The organism is Allobosea sp. (genome assembly GCF_035944895.1).
Taxonomy (GTDB): Bacteria; Pseudomonadota; Alphaproteobacteria; order Rhizobiales; family Beijerinckiaceae; genus Allobosea.
Genome location: NZ_DASZAT010000017.1, coordinates 58,089 through 72,299, shown reverse-complemented (window position 1 = coordinate 72,299; position 14,211 = coordinate 58,089). Strand labels below are relative to the sequence as shown.

Here is a 14,211-nt window from a genome sequence, read left to right as displayed (position 1 = left end):
TGAGCTGGACTCGCGACTGTGCCGACGCTCCACCAGATCTCTTTTCGGTTTCTGCTGGTCGCGCTGACCTTCCTCTGCGGCCTGGCAGGCGCCATCGCGGCCGAGACGGGCGAGCGGCGCGTTGCGCTGGTCATCGGAAATTCGGCCTATCGCGCCGCCCCGGCCCTGCCCAACCCGGGCAATGACGCGCAGGACGTCGCGGCAGCGCTGAGAGCGGTCGGCTTCGAAGTGATCGAGGGGCGCGATCTCGATCGTCGCGGCATGGGCGAGGCGCTGGGCCGCTTCGCCCGCGCTGCCGTTGATGCCGACGCGGCGCTGTTCTACTACGCCGGCCACGGCCTGCAGTTCCGCGGCGAGAATTTCCTGCTGCCGGTCGACAGCGCACCGAACGACGAGTTCGGCATCCCCTACGAGACGACCCGGGTCGCAGACGTCATCGATGCCTTGCAGAACGCCAAGGGGGTGCGTCTGCTCATCCTCGACGCCTGCCGCAACAACCCGCTGGCCGACCGGATCGCCAGCTCGGGCCGCTCGCGCGATACCTCGATCGGCCGCGGCCTCGCCCGCATCGCGCAGACCCGAGGCATGGTCATCGCCTATGCGACGCAGGCGAACGATGTCGCCGCCGACGGCAGGGGCCGCAACAGCCCGTTCAGCGCCGCCCTCGTCGAGCAGCTCGCCGAGCCCGGGCTGGAAGTCGGCCAGCTTTTCCGGCGCGTCGCCGCCGGCGTGAACCAGCGCACCGGCGGCCGCCAGACGCCGGAGCTCTCGATCTCCCTGCTCGGCGACTTCTACTTCAACCGCAGCGAGACCGACCAGCAGGCCTGGGCCAAGCTGCGCGATAGCGAGGACGGTCCGAAGCTGCGCGATTTCCTCACGCGCTTTCCGAAGAGCTATCTCGCCGATGCCGCCAAGGCCCGGATCGAGGCGGTCGAGCGCACCCAACGCGAAGAGGCACTGCGCCGCCAGCTCGCGACTTACGAGGAAGAGCGCCGCAAGGCCGCCGCCGCTGCAGAGAGTGCCCGGCTGGCGGAAGCCGCTCGCCTCGCAGCCGCCAAGGCGGAGCAGGACAAGCTGGCCGCGGCCCAGGCCGAGCAACGACGCAAGGCCGAAGATGATGCGGCCAGGCAGCAGGCCGAGCAGCGCCGCAAGCTCGACGAGCGCTTGGCGCAGCTCGAAGCCGACAATCGCAAGGCCCAGGCCGAGCTCGCGGCGCGGGCCGACGACCAGGCGCGGCGCGCCCGGGACGATAAGGAGCGCGAGCGCCAGGCCCTCGAACGGGAGCGCCTCTCGACCGCCCAGTCCGAGAAGCTCAAGGCTGCCGAAACCGACGCGAACCGCCAGAAGCAGGACGAGGACCGCCGCATAGCCGAGCGACTCGCCAAGCTGGAAGAGGAGAACAAGCGCGCCGCCGCCGAACTCGCGGCGAGGCTCAAGGCCGAGCAGGAGATCCGCGAGGCCGGCGAGCGCGACCGCGCCAGGCTCATGGCCGAACTGGAGGCCGAGCGCCGGCGCGCCGCCGAGGAATTGCAGCGCGTCCAGCGTGAAACCGCGGCAGCTCCGGCACGCACCGACGAAGCAACGCGCCTGGCCGCCTTGCCCGACGGCACGCCCGAACCGGCCAAGCCGCCGGCGGTCATCGACCTGGCCGGCCTGACGCGCACCATCAATCTCGAGCTCGGCCGCGTCGGCTGCTACAGCGGCAAGCCCGATGGCGAATGGTCGAGCAAGGCGACCAGCCGCGCCGTCCGCGAGTTCGCGCGGCTCGCCCATCTCGATGTTCCCGGCGCGCCGACCACCGATTTTCTCGACGTGCTGAAGCGCCAGAGCGGCCGCATCTGCCCGCTGACCTGCTCGGCGCGGCAGACCGAGCGCAACGGCGTCTGCGTCGCCAAGAGCTGCCCCCGCGGCGAGCGGCTGGATGCGGACGGCGACTGTGTCGCGCCTAAGCCCAAGCGCGTGGCGCAGGAGCGCTCCGTCCGCCCGGCCGCCGCACGCCCGTCGGCTCCGGCACGGGCGCCCGCCCCGGCGGCACGCGGGCGCTGCTTCAACTTCAACGGCCAGTCGTTCTGCGAATGAGCGCCCTCGCCCTCCATCGGATGGTGCTCGCTTCACCGGTTCTGCTCGGCCTCCTGCCGCAGATTGCCTCGGCCCAAGAGGCGCGCTTCCGCATCGACGCGCGCTGGGTCACCAACGAGATCGAGCCGCGGCAAGCTTCGCGGAACGTGCAGATGAGCCTCACGGTGACTCTCAAGAACGGCAAGACCGTTCGCGAGGACAGCGAGCACCGCGCCGGCAACCGGCGTGCGCGAGCCTCCCATTCCTCGCGGGAGACCGATTTCGGCGAGGAAGGCGGCCGGCGCGCACCGATCGTCTGGAAGGTGGTCAACGAGAACACCCTCGTCAGGCTCGCCGGCTGGCCCTCGCACACCTTCGCGATCTGGGTTCGCACCAATGGCAGCACATCCTGCTCGGCAACGCTCGAATGGCGGCTGAAGCCCGGCTTCCAGGTCTATGAGGGCTGGGCCCGCCGGCGCCATACGCCGATACGCTTTGCCGAGCCCAGTTCGCCAAGCGCGGACTGCACGGTCCTGTGAGCCGCCTTGCAAAAAACCAGCGCGTATCGACGGGGCGCATGCCGGTTGCGGGCTTGCTCGTCCTGCTCGGACTCTGGCCGCAGGCCGTATCCGCCAACGAAGCGAAGTTTCGGATCACCGCGACCTGGATCATCAATTATGTCGAGCCCAAAGCGAGGTCTGTGCTCACGCGCCGATCCTACACAGTGACGCTCAAGCGCGATGGAACCGTCACGGAACGGCTCGAGCGCACCACCGGAAATGGCTGGGCGGGCTCGACACTGCTCGAGCTGGACAAGGAACTCGGCGAGGTCGGCGGCAAGCGCCGTTCGACCACATGGAAGGTCGTCAACGAGACCACGCTGGTCAGACTCGTCGCACGCGAGTCGCACACATTCGCGATCTGGCTGCGGACTCAAGGGACGGATTCCTGCACTGCGACACTCGAATGGCGCCTGAAGCCCGGCTTCACGCTCTTTGAAGCTCCAACCAAGCCGAACAGACCGCAGATTCGCTTCGCCGAGCCGAGCTGGCCCAACGCCCGGTGCGACGTCCTGTGAATCGGCCTCTCATCCTTGCCGCGATGGCCTGTCTCCTCCTGCTCGGGCTCTCGCCGCAGGCCGCATCAGCCGCAGACGATGTGACGTTCCGGATCACGGCGAGCTGGACCGAAAGCTACGTCGAGTCCAGGCGCAGGTCGGTGCAGAGGCTGAGAACCTTTCAGGTGACGCTCAAAGCGAATGGATCGATAACGGAACGGATCGAGTCGGGCTTGGCCGTGCGCGAAGCGGACGCCGTCCTGGGCGCGGCACGCGGCGATCGCGGTTCAACCACGTGGAAGGTCGTCAACGAAACGACACTTGTCAGACTCCATGCACGCGACTCGTACACGTTTGCGATCTGGCTGCGAACGCAGGGCAAGAACTCCTGCACCGCAACACTCGAATGGCGCCTGAAGCCGGGCTTTGCTGAGTATCAGGTCCGCAGCAGTTCGGGTAAGATTATCAAGCTCGGCGAGCCGAGCTCGCCCTACGCCCGGTGCGACGTTCTGTGAACCGGCCTCTCGCCCTTGCTGCGTTCGCTGGCCTTAGCCTGCTCGGCCCGGCCACTGATACGCTCGCCCAGGAAGCCCGCTTCCAGCTCTTGCTGGCCTGGACGGTTCCGGAGATCGCGCCGGAGGAAAGGAGCAGGCTGGCGAGTCGCACGCTCACGGTCATCCTCGGCAAGGGCGGTACAGTCAGGGAGGAAATCAACCGCAATCACGGCGGGCGCGGACGCGTTCGCGAAGGGGCCCTCGGCGACGGCCTCGACGCTCGCGCCCACTGGAAGGTGCTCAACGAAAACACCCTGCTGCGCCTCGTCGCAGAACGCTCGCACACCTTCGCCATCCGGCTGCAAACCGACGGCGCGCGCTCCTGCTCGGTCACCCTCGAATGGCGCCTGAAGCCCGGTTTCACAGCTTACGAAGGCTGGGCCCGCCGTCGCGACGTCCCGATCAGATATCGCCAGCCTACGGTCCAGCAGGCCGCCTGCACCGTCTTGTGAACGATCGGCGCACGGTGCACCTCAGGCCTTCTGAGCCCGGATCAGCATATGCGGGCGGAAGCGCGGGAAGAGATATTCGAAGCTCCGGAACGGCAGCTTCTTCAGGCTCTCCGACGGGCTCTGCCAGAGCATCTCGACCTCGACCAGCTTCAGGCCGGCCTCCCGCAGGCAGGCCTCCAGCTCCGGCCGCGTATACTCGCGGCGATGGACGTATTCATGCTCGAAATCGACCTCGGCGAAGAGATCCTTCGGCAAGGCGACGATCGAGCGGTTGAAGATCAGCTTCAGGATGTTCCGCAGCCGCGCGAAATTGTCGGTGGTGATGAAGACCTGGCCGTTCTCCGACAGGGCCGACCGCAGCTTGCGGAGGATCCTGGTCGGGTCGATGCGCAGATGCTCGATATTGTCGAACCAGAACACGGCATCGACGCCGTCAAGCGGCGAGACCCAGTCGGGCGCCGAGATGTCGCCGGCAAACATTCCGGCAAAATTGCCGTAGAGGTCGTTCTCGATCGCCAGGGTCTCGGCGAAATCGACGACGAAAACCGAAGCATCGAGATGTTTCTGGACGATTTCCTCGACGAAAGCGCCACCGGCCCCCAGGGACAGGACACGAGGACTGCGTCCCAGCGCGCCCAGCGCCATATTCGCCGAGCGATACTGCCGGTAGAAGCTGCTTTCGAAATAGGATTTCATATGGAACTTGCGCTTTTCCAGATCGATCGATGACCTGAATTCATTCGGCGACAGCGCACTCATGCAGCGCAACCTTCTCAAATATTCACCGGCAGGCTGATAGCGTAGACAGATTAAATAATTATCCCCGAGATCGTAGAATTGGCGCCTATCCGATCAAGGAATCCGGCGTCGTCACCGGGCGCCCAGCCTCGCGGCTCGCCGCACCCTTCGCCAGCATTACGAAGAGTTCATGCGGCGGACAGGCCCCGCGTGCCGGGAGGCGGTAAAGTCGTGCGTGCACAGCGCCGCGCCGGGGCCAGCGATGAAACGTTACGCGATCATAATTCTTCTGGTGGCCATTGCCGCCTTTGCCGCCTGGCGCGTGATCAGGCCGCAGGACGGCCCGCAGGCCCATGCCGAGCGCCGGGCCGGGCCATTGGCCAGCCCGGTGACGACCGTGCTGGCCGGCCGCGCCGATATTCCGGTGACACGCCGATCGATCGGCTTCGCCGAGCCGGTCGCCATCGTCGCGGTCAAGTCCCGCCTCGACGGCGTCATCGCCGACATGCACGTCAAGGAAGGCCAGGAGGTCAGGCAGGGCGACCTGCTCTTCACCCTCGACGATCGCGAACTCAAGGCACAGGTCGCCCGCGACGAGGCCAATGTCGAGCGCGACAAGGCGACCGTGGCGCAAAAGCGCGCCGATCTCGCCCGTCAGAAGAGCCTGGTCGACAAGGGCGCCGGCACCCAGCAGGCGCTCGACCAGGCGACAGCCGACGAGGCCGTCGCCAATGCCGCCGTCAAGGCGGACGAGGCGACCCTGGCGCTGGACCGCGTCCGACTCGGCTACACCACGATCACCGCCCCGATCTCCGGCCGGCTCGGCGCCATCACCGCGACACCGGGCAATGCGGTGCGCGCCAACGACGCCAGCAGCAATCTGGTGACGGTGACGGAGCTTGCCCCGATTCGCGTCACCTTCACCCTGCCCGAGCGCGACCTGACCCTGCTGCAGGCGGCGGCGAAGGCATCGACACCGGCCAAGGTCACCGCCTACGCCTCGGGCACGCGCGAAGAACTCGCCACCGGCGATCTCTCCTTCATCGATTCCGCCGTCGACATCCCCTCCGGCACGGTCAGCGTCAAGGCGCTGTTCGCGAACGACCCGCACCGGCTCTGGCCGGGGCAATATGTCGACGTCGTCGTCCAGCTCGGCATGCTGTCCGGCTCGGTCACGGTGCCCTCGGTCGCCCTGCAGGAGGGGCAGAAAGGCCCGTTCGTCTACGTCACCAAATCCGACGACACGGTCGAGGCGCGGCCGGTCAAGGTCGCCTCCAACGAGAACGGCGTCGCCGCGCTCGCCTCGGGGCTCTCGCAGGACGAGAAGGTCGTGACCGAAGGCCAGTCGCGGCTTTCGCCCGGGGCCAGGATCAGGCTCACCGCCCCGCAATCCGCCAAGCCGTGAGGGCGCGCCATGTCGGTCTCGGCCTTCTGCATCCGCCACCCCGTCGCGACGATCCTGATGTCGTGCGCGCTCATCCTCGGCGGCCTGTTCGCCTGGCGCTCCCTGCCGGTCGCGGCGCTGCCGCGCGCCGAATTCCCGGTCGTCAACGTCTCAGCGCAATTGCCCGGCGCCTCGCCCGAGATCATGGCGACCTCGGTGGCGACGCCGCTGATCAAGCAGTTCGCGACCATCGCCGGCATCAGCTCGATTTCGACCACCAACGCGCTCGGCAACACCTCGATCGCGATCCAGTTTGCGCTCGACCGTGACATCGACGCGGCAGCGGCCGACGTCCAGGCGGCGATCGCCCGGACCCAGCGGCAGCTGCCGATCGACATGACGACGCCGCCAAGCTACCGCAAGTTCAATCCCGCCGACGCCCCCATCCTCCTGCTGGCACTGAAGAGCGAGGTCACGCCGCTCTCCAAGATCGACGCCTTTGTCCAGCAGGTGCTGTCGCCGACGCTCTCCACGGTCGAGGGCGTGGCGCAGGTCCAGATCTTCGGCAGCCAGAAATACGCGGTCCGCATCCAGGTCGACCCGACCGCGCTCGCGGCGCGCGGCATCGGCATCAACGAATTGCAGGCGGCGATCACCGCCGCCAACGTCAACACCCCGGTCGGCACCATGCAGTCCGGCCCGCAGCAATTGACGCTGGAGGCGCAGACCCAGCTCGCCGACGCCGCCCATTTCGCCGATATCATCATCGCCACCCGCGACGGCCGCCCGGTCCGGCTCGGCGACGTCGCCAAGGTGATCGACTCGGTCGAGAACCTGCAGCTCGCCAGCTGGTATGACGGCTCGCGCGCCCTCGTCGTTGCCGTTTTCCGCCAGCCCGACGCCAACACGGTCGAGGTCGTCGACCGGGTCAAGGCGGCGATCGGCCAGATGCAATCGCTGCTGCCGCCGGCGACCACGCTCGGCCTGCTCAATGACCGCTCCTCCTCGATCCGCCAGGCGGTCGAGGACGTTCAGTTCACGCTCGGCCTGACGATCGTGCTGGTCGTCGCGGTGATCTTCCTGTTCCTGCGCCGCTTCACCGCGACGCTGATCCCGGCGGTCGCCGTGCCGATCTCGCTGATCGCGACGCTGGGAGCGATGTACCTGTTCGGCTTCTCGATCGACAACATCTCACTACTCGGCCTGACGCTGGCAGTCGGGCTCGTCGTCGACGATGCGATCGTGATGCTGGAGAATATCGTCCGCCATATGGAGGAGGATGGGCTCTCCGCCTTCGACGCGGCGCTGAAGGGCTCGAGCGAGATCGGCTTCACCATCATCTCGATCTCGCTCTCGCTGGTCGCGGTCTTCATCCCGGTGCTGCTGATGGGCGGCGTGATCGGGCGCGTCTTCAACGAGTTCGCGGTGGTCGTCACCGTCGCGATCCTCGCCTCGGCCTTCGTCTCGCTGACGCTGACGCCGATGATGTGCGCGCGCCTCGGTGCGGATGCGGCGGGCCATGCCGAGCCCGGCAAGAAGGACCGGCTCGCCTTCCTCGAACGTGGCTTCGACGCCGTGCTCGGCGCCTATCGCTTCGGGCTCGACCTCAGCCTGAAGCATCGCCGGGCCGTGCTGATGGCCTTCCTCGCCAGCGTCGCCGCCAGCGCCTGGCTGGTGGTGACCATCCCCAAGGGCTTCTTCCCGCAGGAGGATATCGGCCAGCTCCAGGTCGCGACCGAGGCGCGCCAAGACATCTCCTTCGAGGCCATGTCAGGCCTGCAGCAGAAGGTCGAGGACGTCTTCCGGCGCTCGCCCTATGTCACCCATGTCGCCTCGACCATCGGCTCCAGCGGCCAGTCGAGCAGCCTTAATGCCGGCCGCCTTTTCGTCGAGCTGAAGCCGAAGGCTGAGCGCCCGCCCCTGCAGCAGATGCTTGGCGACCTGCGCCGCCAGCTCGCCGCGATCCCCGGCATCGCGACCTATATGTCGCCGGTGCAGAACCTCAACATCGGCGCGCGCTCCTCGAAGAGCCAGTACCAGTTCGTGATGCAGTCGATCGACCAGCCCGCTCTGTCCGACTGGTCGGGCAAGATGCTGGAGGCGCTGCAGCACGACCCGCTCTTCGTCGATGTCACCACCGACCTGCAGAACAAGGCCCTGCTCGCCAACCTCGTCGTCGACCGGGCCAAGGCCCAGTCGCAGGGGATCAGCGCCGACGTGCTGCGCTCCAGCCTCTATTCCGGCTTCGGCGTGCGCCAGATCTCGACGATCTACACCACCAGCGACAGCTATCAGGTCATCATCGAGTTCAATCCCGACATCCAGTGGTCGAACGACCGGCTCGACCAGGTCCGCTTCCGCTCCTCCTCGGGCGCGCTCGTGCCGCTCGGCACCTTCGCCAGGATCGAGCGCAAGGCCGGCCCCCTCACCGTCAACCAGCTCGGCCAGCTCCCGGCCGTCACCCTCTCCTTCAACCTGCCGGCCGGCCGCTCGCTCGGCGAGGCCGTGCAGCGCATCGATGCGATCAAGGCCGAGCTCGGCCTGCCCGCGCAGATCGGCACCAGCTTCGCCGGCGTCGCCCAGACCTTCCAGCAATCGCTCGGCAACCAGGGCCTGCTGATTGCCGGCGCGGTGCTGACGATCTACATCGTGCTCGGCATCCTCTATGAGAGCTTCATCCACCCGCTGACGATCCTGACCGGGCTGCCCGCCGCGGCGCTCGGCGCGCTGCTGACGCTGAAGCTCTTCGGTCTCGACCTCTCGGTCATCGCCGTGATCGGGCTGCTGATGCTGATCGGCATCGTCAAGAAGAACGCGATCATGATGATCGACGTCGCGCTCGAACTGCAGCGCGCCGGCGAGCCGCCTGACACCGCGATCCGCGAAGCCTGCCTGCGCCGTTTCCGGCCGATCATCATGACGACGCTGGCCGCGATCCTCGGCGCCCTGCCGATCGCGATCGGCGCCGGCGCCAGCGCGGAGCTGCGCCAGCCGCTCGGCCTTGCCGTCGTCGGCGGGCTGATCGTCTCGCAGGTGCTGACGCTGTTCATCACTCCGGTGATCTTCCTCTACATGGAAGGGCTTTCGCGGAGGCTGGGCCGCAAGGAACCAGCCGCGCCCGCCCCGGCGGAAACACCTCACGCGGCAGGCTGATCAGACCAGCCCGGCATGTGCAGTTTGCCACCAGCGCTTTGCGAGATTTGCTGTGCCTTCCGGCGCAGCTTCGGCGGAGTTTGATCCGGCCGGCTTCTCGACAGCCTGCGGCAACACGGGAGAGGAAGCATGACGCAGATGCCGCAGGGGCGCGAGGCGCCGCCTGACGAACCCGCACTGGATTTCGGCGGCGTCACGCTCTCGCCGCAGAAAGAGCTCGTCAGGATCTTCTACAAGGAGATGTGGGACCGTGCCGACAAGTCGCTGATCCCGCGGATCTTCCACGAGGACTTCACCTTTCGCGGCTCGCTCGGGCCGGTCCTGCATGGCCATCGCGAATTCGCAGGTTATGTCGACTGGGTCACCGGCTCGCTCGGCGACTACACCTCGGACATCCTGGCGCTGGTCGAGGAAGGCAACCGCGTCTTCGGGCGCCTGCGCTTCCACGGCTTCCATCGCCGCGAGATGTTCGGAGTGCCGCCGAGCGGCCGCCATGTGTGGTGGCATGGTGCGCCGGCCTTCACCTTCGAGGGCGGGCTCGTGCGCGACCTCTTCGTGCTCGGCGACATCCATGGCCTGATCGGGCGCCTGAAGCAGGGCTGAGCGACCCTGCTCTACCCCGCGAAGGTCACACCTGCGTCCCGCGCCTCCAGCCGGATCAGGCGGCAATCCCTGACCGCCGCCTGCCGATGCATCATCGCCTCGCGATAGATCGGATCGCGGAACATCGCGGCAAAGGCCTCGACGCTAGGATATTCGGCGATGAAGCAGATGTCCCAGCGCTCGCCCCGCGGGCCGATCAGCATCTGCTCGAAGCCGCCGCGCCAGAGGATCCGCCCGCCGAGCCGCGTCAGCACCGGCGCGCTGATTCGGCCATAGGCAGCGAACGCCTCGCGGCCGCCACCATTCGGGCCGTCCGGATATTGCGCCTCGGCATTGAGCCGGATCAGGTTCAGCATCTGCACCGGCCCCGGCCGCTCATTGGCACGGAAGGCGGCGAAAGCCTCGCGGCTGAAGCTCGCATGGTCGCTCATGGCCGCTCCCTCAACCGGCCCTGGCGACCAGCGACCAGTCGCCGGAATAAATCGGCTGGCGCCGCGCCATCCAGGCGTCGAGCCCCTCGCGCAGATCGGCCGTCGGCACGACGCGGGCGAACTGCTCGCTCTCGATCAGCAGTCCCTCGGCAATGCTGGCGTTGATGCCGCGCGTCACCGCCGTGAGGATGCTCGCTGCCGCCAAAGAGGAATGCCGCAGGATACGCGCAGCCAGCGCGTTCGCCGCCGGCAGCAGCTCCTCATGCGGCACCACCGCATTGATCAGCCCCAGCTCCAGCGCGCGCTGCGGCGTGAAAGGGTCGCCGGTCAGCAGCAGCTCCATGGCGCGCTTGCGGCCAGCCAGCCGCGGCAGGCGCTGCGTCCCGCCGAAGGTCGGCGGCATGCCGAGGTTGATCTCCGGCTTGGCGAACATCGCCCGCTCGCTGGCGATGGCGAGCGGCACCGCCTCGGTGACCTCGCAGCCGCCGCCATAGGCGAGCCCGTTCACCGCCGCGATCACCGGCTTGCCGAAGGCTTCCAGCCGCGCGGTCAGCTTTTGCCCGCGGCGGACGAAATCGCGCACCGCCTGCTCCGGCCCGGCCGCGACGCTCTGCGAGAACTCGTGGATGTCGCCGCCGGCCGAAAACGCGCGCTCGCCGGCGCCGGTCAAGATCACCGCGCGGATGGAAGGGTCGATCTCGATCGCATCGAGGATTTCGAGCAGGCGGTCGATCAGCCCGTAGCTCAGTGCATTCAGCTTCTCGGGCCGATTCAGCGTCAGCGTCGCGATCGCCTCATGCTGTTGAATCAGGATGGGATCATTGTCGGGCATGGCCTTGGCGTCCTTCCGGTTTCGGGTCTCGGAAGGCTGCGCTCCGGGCTTGACGATGTATACTACCTATACGGTATACATGAGACATGGCCGAACCCGACAGCCCGACCCGCAAGCGCATCATCGAAGCGGCCAGCAAGCTCTTCTATGGCGAGGGCATCCGCGCCGTCAGCGTCGACGCCGTCGCCGAGAAGGCCGGCGTCACCAAGCGCACGCTCTATTATCATTTCGAGAGCAAGGACGAGCTCGTCGCCGCCTATCTCGAGGCGCGCGACCAGCCCAATCTCAAGCTGATGGCCGGCTGGTTCGACAAGGCCGAGGGCGGGCTGCCGCAGAAGATCGAGGCGATCTTCCAGAACCTCGCGCGCTCCGCCCGCCACCCGCGCTGGAAAGGCTGCGGCTTCCTGCGCACCGCCGCCGAACTCGCCAACCTGCCCGGCCACCCGGCGATCAGGATCGGTGCACGCCACAAGGCCGGCTTCGAGCGCTGGCTCGCCGGCGCCTGCGCCGAGCACGGCGTCGCCGCCCCCGACGAGCTCGCCCGCCAGGTCGTGCTGCTGATGGACGGAGCCTTCTCGGTCATGCTCGTCCATCGCGACCCCGCTTATGTCGAGGCCGCCGGCCGCGCGGCTGCCTCGCTCGCTTCAACCGCGCGGAGCCAGACGGTTTGATCGGCGCCGGCCACCCTTCTATCCTGCGCCGATGACGCAACGGCCGACCCTCGCCTACACGCTGCTGCTGATCGTGCAGACGGCCTGCGCGCTGGTCATCCTCTTCCACATCCACACGGCCTTCCGCGTCCTGGTCGCACATATCGGCGAGCAGCAGACGTTGCCGACCGGAAGCCTGGCGCAGATCTGCGCGGCGGCGCTGCTCGGCCAGATCTGCTACTGGACGCGGCTCTACCGCGTGCCCGTGCCACAGGGCTTCCGCAACCTGCCGCTCGGGCATCTCCTGGCCTTCGCTGCCCGCCTCGGCGCGATCGTCGGCGGCGCGCTGGCTTCGATCTATTTCCTGCGTCACCTGCCGGCGCTGACGAGTATCGCCGACGGCTTCACTCTGCTCTGGCGCTCCTCCCTTCTCCTCGCGGTCGTCTTCGCGATCTACTGCTACACGCTGGAGCTGGAGCGGCTCGCCGCCGCATGGCAGGCCGAGCCCGAGAGCGAGGCCTCTCCGTCAGGCGCGAAGGCGGGCGAACCAGAGTCTCAGGCCCCGCAAGCGCTCCCGCGCCGCCCGCACTAGCACGACCGCGCGTTGCCAGACGGCGCTCGCCTTGATCCGCCCGATCACCGCCTGCCGGATCGCCTCGATCCAACCCATGATCCGCGCGAACCAGGGAATGGTGAGGAGCTGCGCCCGCCCGGCATGGTAGACGCGCTCGACCAGCAGGAAGCCGGCGAGATGGCCGATCGCCGTCGTGACGATGCCGGCCACGAACGCCCCGCGCGCCAGGAACAGCAAGCCGAGCAGCTTCAGCGGCTCGACAATGGCGAAGGGGATCGCCAGCGCCACCAGCGCGCCATAAGGCGGCAACCGCCCGATTGCCTCCTCGCACCGCGCTACCAATCTGAGCGCGGCGAACCAGGCGATCAGCGGCCGGTAGAGCGGCCGCAGCAGCTCGTCGAGCAGGATGACGAGCCCGACGACGAGGTCGAGCGGGATCAGGAGAAGCTTGACCAGGGACTTGCGCATCAGCTTCGGAGCTCTGAAATCAGGCTGCTTTCATGCTGTCCTAACACAACCGGCGCGCGTCGAAACAGGAACAAAAAAAGAACTTGCGAGAGAGAACAAACCATGACCATAGTCGTTTCCATGGCGCGGATTGAGATGTGGTCGCGCCCCTGCCATAAGGAGCGCACGTCGTGAATCAGGCAAATCTCAGGCTCGTGGAAGGCTCTTCGATGGACAAGGCCAAGGCGCTCGATGCGGCGCTCTCGCAGATCGAACGGGCTTTCGGCAAAGGCTCGATCATGCGCCTGGGCAAGAACCAGCAGGCGATCGAGATCGAGACGGTCTCGACCGGCTCGCTCGGCCTCGACATCGCGCTCGGCGTCGGCGGCCTGCCCCGCGGCCGGGTCGTCGAGATCTACGGCCCTGAATCCTCCGGCAAGACCACGCTCGCGCTCCACACCATCGCCGAAGCCCAGAAGAAGGGCGGCGTCTGCGCCTTCGTCGATGCCGAGCACGCGCTCGACCCGGTCTACGCCCGCAAGCTCGGCGTCAATCTCGACGACCTCCTGATCTCCCAGCCCGATACCGGCGAGCAGGCGCTCGAGATCACCGACACGCTGGTCCGCTCCGGCGCGATCGACGTGCTCGTCGTCGATTCGGTCGCCGCATTGACGCCGCGTGCGGAAATCGAAGGCGAGATGGGCGACAATCAGCCCGGCCTGCAGGCCCGCCTGATGAGCCAGGCGCTGCGCAAGCTCACCGCCTCGATCTCGCGCTCGAACTGCATGGTCATCTTCATCAACCAGATCCGCATGAAGATCGGCGTGATGTACGGCTCGCCCGAGACCACCACCGGCGGCAATGCGCTGAAGTTCTACGCCTCGGTGCGTCTCGACATCCGCCGCGTCTCGACGCTGAAGGAGCGCGACGAGGCGACCGGCAACCAGGTCCGCGTCAAGGTCGTCAAGAACAAGGTCGCGCCGCCCTTCAAGCAGGTCGAGTTCGACATCATGTTCGGCGAGGGCATCTCGAAGGCCGGCGAACTGGTCGATCTCGGCGTCAAGGCCGGCATCGTCGAGAAATCGGGCGCCTGGTTCTCCTTCGACAGCCAGCGTCTCGGCCAGGGTCGCGAGAACGCCAAGACCTTCCTCAAGACCAATCCCGACGTCGCCGCCAAGATCGAGACGACCATCCGCCAGAATTCCGGCCTGGTCGCCGAGCGCATCCTTGAGAATGCCGACCCGACCGCTGAGGATCTCGACGAGGGCGAGGCCTGAG

At 67.3% G+C, this 14,211-nt stretch carries 15 protein-coding genes; 11 read left to right on the top strand and 4 right to left on the bottom strand.

From position 1 onward, the window contains the following. The first annotated feature begins 18 nt into the window (after positions 1-18). Genes VGV58_RS28610 through VGV58_RS28590 form a run of 5 tightly spaced genes read left to right on the top strand, consistent with a single transcriptional unit; the run spans position 19 to position 4,121 of the window. The gene (locus VGV58_RS28610; protein WP_326877470.1) at positions 19-2,079 is read left to right on the top strand and encodes a caspase family protein; all 2,061 of its coding nucleotides are present in this window, start codon (positions 19-21) and stop codon (positions 2,077-2,079) included. Beyond that, positions 2,076-2,597, top strand: coding sequence for a hypothetical protein (locus VGV58_RS28605; protein ID WP_326877469.1), 522 nt, complete (start codon positions 2,076-2,078; stop codon positions 2,595-2,597). The genes VGV58_RS28610 and VGV58_RS28605 overlap by 4 nt, the downstream gene beginning before the upstream one ends. Next, positions 2,594-3,136: a hypothetical protein gene (locus tag VGV58_RS28600; RefSeq protein ID WP_326877468.1), complete on the top strand. Its 543-nt coding sequence runs from the start codon at positions 2,594-2,596 to the stop codon at positions 3,134-3,136. Before VGV58_RS28605 ends, VGV58_RS28600 begins: the two co-directional genes overlap by 4 nt. Next, on the top strand, positions 3,133-3,630 hold the full coding sequence (locus VGV58_RS28595; RefSeq protein WP_326877467.1) for a hypothetical protein: 498 nt from the start codon (positions 3,133-3,135) through the stop codon (positions 3,628-3,630). Before VGV58_RS28600 ends, VGV58_RS28595 begins: the two co-directional genes overlap by 4 nt. Continuing rightward, the gene (locus VGV58_RS28590) at positions 3,627-4,121 is read left to right on the top strand and encodes a hypothetical protein (protein ID WP_326877466.1); all 495 of its coding nucleotides are present in this window, start codon (positions 3,627-3,629) and stop codon (positions 4,119-4,121) included. The genes VGV58_RS28595 and VGV58_RS28590 overlap by 4 nt, the downstream gene beginning before the upstream one ends. A gap of 21 nt (positions 4,122-4,142) precedes the next feature. On the opposite strand, the gene VGV58_RS28585 is transcribed toward VGV58_RS28590, so the two are convergent. After that, the gene (locus tag VGV58_RS28585) at positions 4,143-4,880 is read right to left on the bottom strand and encodes a methyltransferase domain-containing protein (RefSeq protein WP_326877465.1); all 738 of its coding nucleotides are present in this window, start codon (positions 4,878-4,880) and stop codon (positions 4,143-4,145) included. Positions 4,881-5,121: 241 nt separating this feature from the next. On the opposite strand from VGV58_RS28585, the gene VGV58_RS28580 reads away from it, so the two are divergent. The 3 genes from VGV58_RS28580 to VGV58_RS28570 all read left to right on the top strand — a co-directional run bounded on the left by VGV58_RS28580 (position 5,122) and on the right by VGV58_RS28570 (position 9,999). Beyond that, on the top strand, positions 5,122-6,264 hold the full coding sequence (locus VGV58_RS28580) for an efflux RND transporter periplasmic adaptor subunit (RefSeq protein WP_326877464.1): 1,143 nt from the start codon (positions 5,122-5,124) through the stop codon (positions 6,262-6,264). A 9-nt stretch (positions 6,265-6,273) separates the two neighbouring features. After that, positions 6,274-9,396, top strand: a complete 3,123-nt coding sequence (locus VGV58_RS28575) for an efflux RND transporter permease subunit (protein WP_326877463.1) — start codon at positions 6,274-6,276, stop codon at positions 9,394-9,396. Between the two features lie 129 nt (positions 9,397-9,525). Next, complete coding sequence (locus VGV58_RS28570) at positions 9,526-9,999, top strand: ester cyclase (RefSeq protein WP_326877462.1); 474 nt, start codon at positions 9,526-9,528, stop codon at positions 9,997-9,999. A gap of 11 nt (positions 10,000-10,010) precedes the next feature. Here the strand turns inward: VGV58_RS28570 and VGV58_RS28565 are convergent, their stop codons facing one another. Continuing rightward, a complete protein-coding gene (locus tag VGV58_RS28565) occupies positions 10,011-10,430 on the bottom strand; it encodes a DUF1330 domain-containing protein (RefSeq protein ID WP_326877461.1) in 420 nt (139 codons plus the stop codon). Positions 10,431-10,440: 10 nt separating this feature from the next. After that, positions 10,441-11,262 (bottom strand): crotonase/enoyl-CoA hydratase family protein, encoded by an 822-nt coding sequence (locus tag VGV58_RS28560; RefSeq protein ID WP_326877460.1) that lies wholly within the window; start codon positions 11,260-11,262, stop codon positions 10,441-10,443. An 86-nt stretch (positions 11,263-11,348) separates the two neighbouring features. Here VGV58_RS28560 and VGV58_RS28555 point away from each other — a divergent pair, with 86 nt between their 5' ends. After that, positions 11,349-11,933, top strand: a complete 585-nt coding sequence (locus VGV58_RS28555; RefSeq protein WP_326877459.1) for a TetR/AcrR family transcriptional regulator — start codon at positions 11,349-11,351, stop codon at positions 11,931-11,933. Positions 11,934-11,964: 31 nt separating this feature from the next. Beyond that, positions 11,965-12,504, top strand: coding sequence for a hypothetical protein (locus tag VGV58_RS28550; protein WP_326877458.1), 540 nt, complete (start codon positions 11,965-11,967; stop codon positions 12,502-12,504). On the opposite strand, the gene VGV58_RS28545 is transcribed toward VGV58_RS28550, so the two are convergent. Then, entirely contained in the window at positions 12,439-12,954 is a 516-nt protein-coding gene (locus VGV58_RS28545) for a hypothetical protein (RefSeq protein ID WP_326877457.1), read from the bottom strand. The two genes, VGV58_RS28550 and VGV58_RS28545, sit on opposite strands and share 66 nt — an antisense overlap. 170 nt (positions 12,955-13,124) lie before the next feature. Between VGV58_RS28545 and recA the strand changes: the two genes are divergently transcribed. Then, positions 13,125-14,210, top strand: coding sequence for a recombinase RecA (gene recA / locus VGV58_RS28540; RefSeq protein WP_326877456.1), 1,086 nt, complete (start codon positions 13,125-13,127; stop codon positions 14,208-14,210). The last annotated feature ends 1 nt before the right edge of the window (position 14,211 follow it).